General features: G+C 68.3%; 10 protein-coding genes and 3 pseudogenes. All 13 read left to right on the top strand.

Features of this window, described 5'->3' with window-relative positions; genetic code table 11:
* Positions 1 to 231: 231 nt before the first annotated feature.
* A pseudogene (locus BQ7388_RS13360) lies at positions 232 to 639 on the top strand (ATP-dependent DNA helicase RecG); the annotation flags it as partial.
* 50 nt (positions 640 to 689) lie between these two features.
* Positions 690 to 2,141, top strand: a pseudogene (locus BQ7388_RS05520) (DAK2 domain-containing protein); the annotation flags it as partial.
* Between the two features lie 39 nt (positions 2,142 to 2,180).
* Positions 2,181 to 3,050, top strand: coding sequence for an OB-fold nucleic acid binding domain-containing protein (locus BQ7388_RS05515; RefSeq protein WP_234946930.1), 870 nt, complete (start codon positions 2,181 to 2,183; stop codon positions 3,048 to 3,050).
* Positions 3,051 to 3,196: 146 nt separating this feature from the next.
* Positions 3,197 to 3,439 (top strand): acyl carrier protein, encoded by a 243-nt coding sequence (locus BQ7388_RS05510; protein ID WP_062530986.1) that lies wholly within the window; start codon positions 3,197 to 3,199, stop codon positions 3,437 to 3,439.
* A gap of 14 nt (positions 3,440 to 3,453) precedes the next feature.
* The gene (rnc, locus tag BQ7388_RS05505) at positions 3,454 to 4,170 is read left to right on the top strand and encodes a ribonuclease III (RefSeq protein ID WP_009279314.1); all 717 of its coding nucleotides are present in this window, start codon (positions 3,454 to 3,456) and stop codon (positions 4,168 to 4,170) included.
* A 31-nt stretch (positions 4,171 to 4,201) separates the two neighbouring features.
* Positions 4,202 to 4,840, top strand: a pseudogene (locus BQ7388_RS05500) (chromosome segregation SMC family protein); the annotation flags it as partial.
* 26 nt (positions 4,841 to 4,866) lie between these two features.
* Entirely contained in the window at positions 4,867 to 5,145 is a 279-nt protein-coding gene (locus tag BQ7388_RS12650) for an RsmD family RNA methyltransferase (RefSeq protein ID WP_200781436.1), read from the top strand.
* 1 nt (position 5,146) lies between these two features.
* Entirely contained in the window at positions 5,147 to 5,656 is a 510-nt protein-coding gene (gene coaD / locus BQ7388_RS05495; RefSeq protein ID WP_009279321.1) for a pantetheine-phosphate adenylyltransferase, read from the top strand.
* Between the two features lie 169 nt (positions 5,657 to 5,825).
* On the top strand, positions 5,826 to 6,323 hold the full coding sequence (locus BQ7388_RS05490) for a hypothetical protein (protein ID WP_009279320.1): 498 nt from the start codon (positions 5,826 to 5,828) through the stop codon (positions 6,321 to 6,323).
* 4 nt (positions 6,324 to 6,327) lie between these two features.
* Complete coding sequence (locus BQ7388_RS05485; protein ID WP_072499938.1) at positions 6,328 to 6,876, top strand: YceD family protein; 549 nt, start codon at positions 6,328 to 6,330, stop codon at positions 6,874 to 6,876.
* Positions 6,877 to 6,966: 90 nt separating this feature from the next.
* Entirely contained in the window at positions 6,967 to 7,434 is a 468-nt protein-coding gene (locus tag BQ7388_RS05480; protein WP_072499937.1) for an HAD family hydrolase, read from the top strand.
* Between the two features lie 228 nt (positions 7,435 to 7,662).
* Positions 7,663 to 7,842 carry a 50S ribosomal protein L32 gene (rpmF, locus tag BQ7388_RS05475; RefSeq protein ID WP_009279317.1) on the top strand — a complete coding sequence of 60 codons (180 nt, stop codon included), beginning with the start codon at positions 7,663 to 7,665 and terminating at the stop codon, positions 7,840 to 7,842.
* Positions 7,843 to 7,940: 98 nt separating this feature from the next.
* Positions 7,941 to 8,767 (top strand): phosphate acyltransferase PlsX (plsX, locus tag BQ7388_RS05470; protein WP_072500466.1); only part of this gene is annotated, 827 nt, incomplete at its 3' end.

The following is an 8,767-nucleotide window of genomic DNA, read 5'->3' as shown; positions in this document are numbered from 1 at the left end:
GGCGTGCCCTGGGCCCTGGTCACGGGCGCCACCCCGGCAGACGAGCGGGCGCGTGCCGCCGCGCTCCTCTCGTCGGGCGAGCCCTGCGCGCTCTTCGGCACGACTGCGCTCCTCTCGGATGACCTCGAGTTCCGCCGTCTCTCGCTCGCCGTCATCGACGAGCAGCACCGCTTTGGCGTGGACCAGCGCGCCGCCCTCAGGCGCAAGGGCCCGGGCGCAGACCTCCTGGCCATGACGGCGACGCCCATACCTCGCACGCTGGCCCTCTCGCTCTATGGTGACCTCTCGATATCGCGCATCCGTCACAGGCCGGTGCCCGGGGCGGGCGTGACCACAAGGGTCATCCCGCCCGAGAGCATGGACCTCGCATACGCAGGCCTGCGCGAGGCCTGCGAGGCGGGACACCAGGCATACGTGGTCTGCCCGCTCGTGGACGACTCCGACGAGGGCGGCGAGCTCGAGGACGTCCCGGAGTCCGTGCGCTCCAACGCCAAGAGGCTCCATTCGGCCACGTCGACCCAACAGGAGCTCCAGAGGCGCGTGCTACCCGGGCTCAGGGTGGGCCTGCTCACGGGACGCCTTCCCGCGGCGGAGAAGGACCGCGTCATGGAGGAGTTCGCTGCCGGGGGGATTGACGTCCTGGTCTCCACCACGGTCATCGAGGTGGGCGTCGACGTCCCCAATGTCACGGCGATNGTGGCAACTCGGGCGTCATCACCAGCCAGATCCGGCGCGGCGTGGCCGAGGGCCTCACCGGCGCCAAGGGCCCGGACGCCACCACGGCGGACATCGCCTCGGCGCTGCGCAACGGCGTCAAGGTGGCCTTCAAGGCCGTGCGCAAGCCCGTCGAGGGCACCATCCTCACCGTGCTCAAGGACGTCTCGGCCAGGGCGGACCAGATGGAGAGGGCCAAGGCCACGCCCCAGGAGGCCCTCGACGCCATCGTGGTGGAGGCCTACGAGTCCGTCGCCCGCACCCCCGACCTCCTGCCCGTCCTCAAGGAGAACGGCGTCGTCGACTCCGGCGCCTTCGGCCTCGCGACCTTCATCGAGGCCTTCGTCAACGCCTACGAGGGCAAGGCGGGCGAGGTCTCGGACTTCGACACCAGCGTCACCCCCACGAGCGCCAAGGCGCAGGTCGCCAACGTCGTCGACATAGAGATCAACGACGACTGGGAGGGATCCGAGTTCCGCTACTGCACCGAGTTCCTCTTCCATGCCGACAGCCAGGACTTCGACGAGGAGGCCAACCTCAAGTACCTGAGCTCCATGGGCGACTGCGAGCTCCTCGTGGGCACCAACCCCGACTACAAGATCCACGTGCACACCAACAGGCCCGACCGCGTCCTGCGCCACATGCTGCACCGCGGCCAGATCTTCAACGTGTTCGTCCACAACATGGACCTCGAGGCACAGGAGCGCACCGAGGGCATCCGCGAGGACAAGGAGTCCTCGCCGCGTCACGCCGCCCCCAAGAAGGGCCTGGGCTTCGTGGCCGTCGCCGCAGGGTCCGGGCAGGCCGAGATCTTGCGCTCGCTGGGCGTCGACGTCATCGTGTCCGGCGGGCAGACCATGAACCCCTCCACGGCAGACATCCTCGAGGCCATCGAGGCCTGCAACGCCACGAGCGTCATCGTGCTTCCCAACAACGGCAACATCCGCATGGCCGCCGAGGCCGCCGTCAGCGCCTGCACGGACGTCGAGGCGGCGGTTGTCCCGACCAAGACCGTCCTCCAGGCCTTTGCCGCCATGTTCGCGGCGGACGCCGAAGAGGGACTCGAGGCCAACGTCGAGCAGATGGGAGAGGCCATCGGCACCATCCGTGACGGCGAGGTGACCACCGCGGTGCGCGACTCCGCCGCAGCGGACGGCACCCCCATCCACGCGGGCGACGTCATGGGCATCGAGGGGGGCGCCATCGAGGTCGTGGGCAGCGACGTGCGACAGGTCACCCTCGACGTCATCGCCCGCATGCAGGAAGAGGAGGAGGGGGACACCCTCACCATCCTCGCGGGCTCCGACCTCGGCGACGAGGACTTCGAAGAGCTCGTGGCCGCCATCGAGGAGGCCCAGCCTGACCTCGAGGTCGACGCGCACCGCGGCGAGCAGCCCCTCTACCCGGTGGTCTTCTCGATAGAGTAAGCCTTGGCAGGAAGAGCAAGCGTTCCCACCTGTGCAGAGGTGGGCGAGCGCCTCTCGAGGACCTGTTCGCTCACGGACGACGCGTCGCGCCTGAGGTTCGTCTCGGGCGCGCGCTACGAGGCCCTGGCTCGCCTGGGCCTCGTCCGCGTCCGCGACGTCCTCCTACACTTGCCCCACCGCTACCTCGACTTCAGCAGGCTGACCAACATAGCCCTCGCGGACGTGGGGGACGACGCCACGGTCATCGCCACCGTGGACCGCGTTACGCTCAAGCGCCCTCGGCCGCGCATGCAGGTGGTCGAGGTCTACGTGCTCGACCAGACCGGCGTCATGCGGGTCAGCTTCTTCCGCGCGCCTTGGGTGGCGGACCAGCTCAAGCCCGGCATGCAGGTGGCCCTCTCGGGCAAGGTGGGCTTCGCCTACGGATTCAAGCAGATGCGCTCTCCCTTCTTCGAGGTCATCGAGGGCCAGGGGGACGTCTCGTCCTACGCCCGCGTCCTTCCCGTGCATCCGGTGGGGGAGGGCGTCTCCACCTCCTGGATGCGCAGGATCGTCTCGTCCGCGCTCGCCAGCTCGGGCGACGTGGCGGACTTCCTCCCCGTCCGATTCCGGCTCGAGCGATCTCTCATGGGCCTGGGTCGTGCATTGAGGGCCGTCCACTTCCCCCTCAGCCTCGCCGAGGCCGCCGTGGCCAGGGAGCGCCTCGCCTACGACGAGCTCCTCTGCCTGCAGCTCGCCCTCCACTCCAGGCGGCAGATGGAGCTTGGGGGCGTCACTCCCTTCAGGCACGTCACGGACGGACCGAGGCTCTCGCGGCTCGTGGCCTCCCTTCCCTTCGTACTCAGTGACGAGCAGCGCATGGNGCGCCGGTGCTCATCGGCCACGGCGCCACCTCCGCCGACGCCGTGATGAACGGCACCCTGGCCTGCGCGCGGGCCGTGCGGGCAGGGCTTGTGGACAATGTCGCCCGCCTGGTCCAGCAGGGCCAGTAGCAGGGTACAATCGACGGAGAATGCAGCCGGTGGCGATGGCGCCACCTTGGTCGAGGAGGATCCATGGAGCGTTCCGACATACTGGCGAAGGTCGTCTCCCTCACGGCGGACGAGCTCGAGGCGGACGCCGCGGGCCTGGATGAGTCAACCGAGTTCAAGAGCCTGGGGGCGGATTCCTTCGACCTGCTCGAGCTCGTCACCGCCTTCGAGGACGAGTTCGGCTCCACCCTCGACGACGACTCCCTGCAGAAGATCCAGACCCTGGGCGACGCCGTCGACGCCATCGCCAGCGCCCTGGGCGCCTAGGGAGGCACGCTCACTTGAAGTCCCACAAGCAGGTGGCCCGCCTCGAGGAGATAGTGGGCCACCACTTCGCTGACCAGAACCTCGCCACCTCGGCGATCACGCATCCCTCCGCGGTGGAGAACAAGCCCGTGTCGGCCTCGTACGAACGGCTCGAGTTCCTGGGTGACTCCATACTCGGCGCCATCGTCGCCACCGACCTCTTCGAGCGCTTCCCCCGCATGGACGAGGGCGAGCTCACGCGCCTCAAGATCTCGCTCGTGTCGGGCAAGATGCTGAGCGCCGTCGCCGACGAGCTCGGCATAGGGGAGGTCATCGTCTTCGGCGAGTCCGAGCGCGGGACCGGCGCCCGGGGGCTGCACTCCGCCCTCGAGAACGTCTACGAGTCCATAGTCGGGGCCCTCTACCTCGACGCCGGCTACGACGCGACGCACGAGTTCGTCTCCCGCACGCTGGCCCCGCACATGTCGCCGGAGCTTGCGGAGAGGCCCCTCTCGCCCAAGTCGAGGCTCCAGGAGGTGACCCAGCGCGACCTCCGCTGCGCCCCCGAGTACAAGCTCGCCGGAGAGCGCGGTCCCGCGCACAGCCCCACCTTCACCTCGGTCGTCCTCGTGGACGGCGTGCGCATGGGCAGGGGAGAGGGAAGCTCCAAGAAGGAGTCCGAGTCGGCCGCGGCGCTGGATGCCCTCCAGCGCATGGGGCAGCTGCCTGCCTCGGGCGGCGAGAAGAACTAGCGGCCCTGCGCCTGGAAGGGATTCTTTCGACGTGTATCTGAAGTCGCTCACGCTCAAGGGGTTCAAGTCCTTCGCGGACCGCACCAACATGGTCTTCGACCCCGGCCTCACCGTCGTGGTGGGCCCCAACGGCAGCGGCAAGTCAAACATATCCGACGCCATCCTCTGGGTCCTGGGCGAGCAGAGCGCCAAGATGCTCCGCGGCCAGGCCATGGAGGACGTCATCTTCTCGGGCTCCTCGGGCAGGGCCGCGGTGGGCCTCGCCGAGGTGACGCTCGTCCTCGACAACGTGGACCACACCCTTCCGATCGACTTCTCCGAGGTCGCCGTCACGCGCCGCATGTACCGCTCGGGCGAGTCCGAGTACCTCATCAACGGCGCGCCCTCGCGCCTGCGCGACATCACGGACATCCTGCACGACTCCGGCCTGGGCAAGGACACCCACTCCATCATCAGCCAGGGCAAGCTTGACTCGATCCTGGCGAGCCGGCCCGAGGAGCGGCGCGAGCTGGTCGAGGAGGCGGCGGGCATCAGCAAGCATCGCCGCCGCAAGGACCGCTCGGAGCGCAAGCTCCAGGCGATGCAGGACAACCTGACCCGTGCCAAGGACATACAGCGCGAGATCGGCCGCCAGCTCAAGCCCCTCGAGCGACAGGTCGACAAGGNGCAGGCGACCGCGCTGACTCTGTCGCGCGCGTGGTCTGCGGCGACGCGCTCAAGCTGGCCCGTCGCGGCGGCATCTGGGGCTCGCCCTTCTCCATCGTGGTGCTTGACCCACCCTATGCCCTGCCCGCCTCCACGGTCTCGGACATGGTGGTCGATTTGGGCTCCGGGGGCCTGCTTGTCCCGGGCTGCCTCGTGCTCTACGAGCGCTCGACGGACGCCGACGAGCTTGCGCTCCCGGGCGCTCGCCTGGTTCGCAGCAAGTCCCACGGCATCACCACGGTGACCCTCTTCCAGACGCAGGAGGCCTAGGATGGCAGACGACAGGATCCAGCACGTGGTGGTGCCCGGCACCTTCGACCCGGTGACCTACGGGCACCTCGACGTGATCCAGCGCACGTGCAGGCTCTTCCCCCAGGTGACGGTCGCCGTCGCCGCCTCTGTCAACAAGCGCGGCACGGGCCCTGCGTTCTCTCTCGACGAGCGCGTGGACATGCTGCGCTCGTCCCTGCGCGAGGTGGGCATACACGGCGTGGAGGTCAGGCCCTTCTCGGGGCTCCTCATGTCCTTCTGCCGGGAGGTCGGCGCCGGCGGCGTGGTAAAGGGCCTCAGGGCCATGACTGACTTCGAGTACGAACTCCAGCAGGCCGACCTCAACAGCCACATGGCGCCCGACGTCGAGTCGGTCTTCGTCATGTCCAACCCCCAGTACGGCTACGTCTCCTCCTCCATCGTGCGCGAACTTGCCTCCCTGGGCTCGGACGTGAGCTTCCTCGTGCCCCCGGGGGTGGCGGAGCGCCTGAGGCTCCACTACAGGACCTAGGCGAGAGGCGCGCGGCCACCGCATGTCGTCCGCCCATGCCTTCACGCTGCCCGCAAATGGCCTTCCGGCAAACGGGCAGCTCATCCAATCTGCTAACATGTGAGCGATGCGGCCTGAATCCAAACCTAGGGGCGCACGTCAGGTCGCCAGCATGACGAAAGGAGCCCGTATGCAGCCGGGTGAGGAGATCGAGAGCCTGGTCGGCGAACTCGAGCAGATCGTGAGCGAGGGCAAGACGCCCTTCGCCGCGGGCGCCAACAAGAAGATCGTCGACGCCAACGAGGTCTACGAGATACTGGACGAGATCCGCCGCGTCTTCCCGCAGGAGTTCTCTGACGCCCGCCGCATCGTCAAGGAGGAGGCGGAGACCCTGGAGCGTGCCCAGCTGCAGGCCGACTCCATCATCGCCGACGCCCAGCAGCAGGCGATGATCCTCGCGGGCGACCAGGAGGTCGTGCGCCTCGCCCAGCAGCAGGCCGACGACATCCGCGACAAGGCGGCCCAGTACGAGCGCGACACCCGCTACAACGCGGAGGAGTACGCCGACACCGTCCTGGCCCACCTCGAGGACAACCTCAAGTCCCTCACCAACTCCGTCACGCGCGTCCGCCAGACGCTGGACGAGAACTCCGGCCCGCGCAACCAGACCAACGACGTCGCCTGGTAGCGCCATGGCAGAGATCAAGCAAATCCTGGACGAGCGCCTGGCCGAGGCGGGGGACACCCTTCCCCTCTCGGGCCACGTCGACCAGGAGGGCTACAGCCTGGGCGAGCACGAGTTCTCGCTCCCCGAGGGCATGGACTACGACCTCGTCCTCACCAACGTGGGCGAGGGAATCCTCGCCACGGGCATGGTGCGCGCGCACGTGGTGGGCACCTGCGACCGCTGCCTCGACCCCGCCGAGTTCGACGTGGACGGCGAGGTGGACGAATACTACCTCTTCAAGGACCCCGGCACCTTTCCCGAAAGTGACGACGAAGACGAGGTCGACTACTCGCTCGTCCTGCCCGACCACAGCATCGACCTGGGCGAGGCGATCAACTCAGCCCTGCTCATGGAGACGCCCTACGTCGTGCTCTGCCGCGAGGACTGCGCGGGGCTCTGCCCCGTATGCGGGACGAACCTCAACCACGAGGACTGCGGGCATGCCGCCCAGCTGGAGGCCTTGCGCATGGAGTCGAATCCCTTCTCCGTGCTCAAGGGCCTCGACCTTTCGTAGGCGGGGGCCGTGCCACGCTCGTCGCCTTGCCCGGTCGGCTGAGCTGGCCGGGCAGCTTCTTGTTCCCCGTCCAGGATCGGGAGGCCCGACGTGATCCGCATCGACATACCGGGAAGGGAAGAGCTCGGGATTGACCACCTCGTGCTCGACTTCAACGGCACCATCGCCGCAGATGGCAGGCTCGTCGGGGGCGTGGCCGAGCGCATCGCGCTCCTCAGCGACCTCGTCGACGTCATCGTGCTGACGGCCGACACCTACGGGAGCGCCGCCGCTGCCTGCGAGGGCCTGCCGCTCAGACTCCTGACCTTCCCCTCGGATTCCGCCGGCCTCAGCAAGGAGGAGATCGTACGCTCCCTCGGCGGCGGGGTCTGCTGCGTCGGCAACGGCTACAACGACATCGGGATGTTCGACCTAGCCGCGCTCCGAATCGCCGTGGTGGGGGAGGAGGGCACGTGCGCCGCCCTGCTCGGGCATGCGAACGTGCTGGTGCCCGGGCCCTGCGAGGCGCTTGACCTCCTTCTGCGTCCCAGCCGGCTGAGGGCGACGCTCAGGGCATAGCCTGTCGTCCCCCTGATGGGTGTTGGGTGGGGCGCGGTCATCCCCAATGCACTCCGGCTTTTGCTACCATGTCGGACGCACCGTGGCGTCTAGAGGCAATTTGCCGTGGAAATGGTGCGCTCTCCTTCACAAGGGGGCGTCTGGTGCTATATTTATCCTTGTGTGTTTGCAGGTCAGACCGCTCCGGGCAACCGCGCGGGCATGATGTGAGTCTAAGAGAGGTTCAAGATGGCAGTTCCCAAGCAGAAAAAGGGCCGTGGCGCCACGCACACTCGTCGTTCGGCCAACAGCAAGCTCGCCGCTCCGGCACGCTCCGTTTGCCCCCAGTGCGGCGCTCCTAAGCTTCCGCATCACGTGTGCCCCAACTGTGGCTACTACAAGGACCGCGAGGTCGTCGTCACCGAGTAGCCCTCCTGACAGACGAGGCCTGGGGAGGCCGGCCCCAACCGGGGTCGGCCTCCCTCTTTAGACGTACACGCCGCGCAGCGGCACGGGGGAGGCAGGACATGACCACCATCTGCGTTGACGCCATGGGGGGAGACGAGGAGCCCAGGGTCGTCCTCGAGGGCATAGGGAAGGCGCTTGAGGCCGACGGGGACCTGAGCGTCCTCGTCGTGGGCGACGAGGACGTGGTGGTTCCCTTCGCCGCGTCCCACGAGCGGGTGCGCGCGCTCGTCTCGACCGAGGTCATAGGCATGGACGAGCATCCCGCGGACGCGGTGCGCGCCAAGAGGGACTCGAGCATCGTGCGGGGCTGCGCCAGCGTGAGGGCAGGGGAGGCGGACGGCTTCTTCTCCGCCGGGTCCACCGGTGCCATCTTCGCCGCGGCGACGCTCCACATCGGACGCGTTAAGGGCATCAAGCGGCCGTCTATCGCCAGCTCGCTTCCAGGCATGACGGGACGCGAGACCGTCCTCACCGACATGGGCGCCAACGCCGACGCGCGCCCCGACATGCTGGTGCAGTTCGCCCAGATGGGGCGCGCCTACGCGCGCGTCGCGCTGGGCGTGGCGGAGCCCACGGTCGCGCTCCTCTCCAACGGCTCCGAGGACACCAAGGGGTCCGAGGCGGTCCTGGCGGCGCACAAGGCCCTCGCCGAGGCCGGCCCGGACTGGTTCCGTGGCAACTGCGAGGGTACCGACGTGCTCGCCGGCCGCTACGACGTGATCGTCACCGACGGCTTCACCGGCAACGTGGCACTCAAGAGCCTCGAGGGCACCGCCAAGTTCATACTCTCGGAGGTCAAGCGCTCGGTGGCGAGCTCGGGCCGCTCCAAGCTCGGGGCGCTCCTGCTCAAGCCCGCGCTGAAGGCCGTGGCGGCGAGCCTCTCGGG

This window comes from Olsenella phocaeensis (assembly GCF_900120385.1).
Lineage (GTDB): Bacteria > Actinomycetota > Coriobacteriia > Coriobacteriales > Atopobiaceae > Olsenella_I > Olsenella_I phocaeensis.
Note: the sequence above shows the minus strand (reverse complement) of the source record. Positions and strands in the feature narration are given on the sequence as shown.

Coding starts and splice junctions, on each gene's coding strand:
- BQ7388_RS05510 (WP_062530986.1), top strand. CDS start 3,197: ATGGAGCGTTCCGACATACTGGCGAAGGTCGTCTCCCTCACGGCGGAC.
- coaD (WP_009279321.1), top strand. CDS start 5,147: ATGGCAGACGACAGGATCCAGCACGTGGTGGTGCCCGGCACCTTCGAC.
- BQ7388_RS05490 (WP_009279320.1), top strand. CDS start 5,826: ATGCAGCCGGGTGAGGAGATCGAGAGCCTGGTCGGCGAACTCGAGCAG.
- BQ7388_RS05485 (WP_072499938.1), top strand. CDS start 6,328: ATGGCAGAGATCAAGCAAATCCTGGACGAGCGCCTGGCCGAGGCGGGG.
- rpmF (WP_009279317.1), top strand. CDS start 7,663: ATGGCAGTTCCCAAGCAGAAAAAGGGCCGTGGCGCCACGCACACTCGT.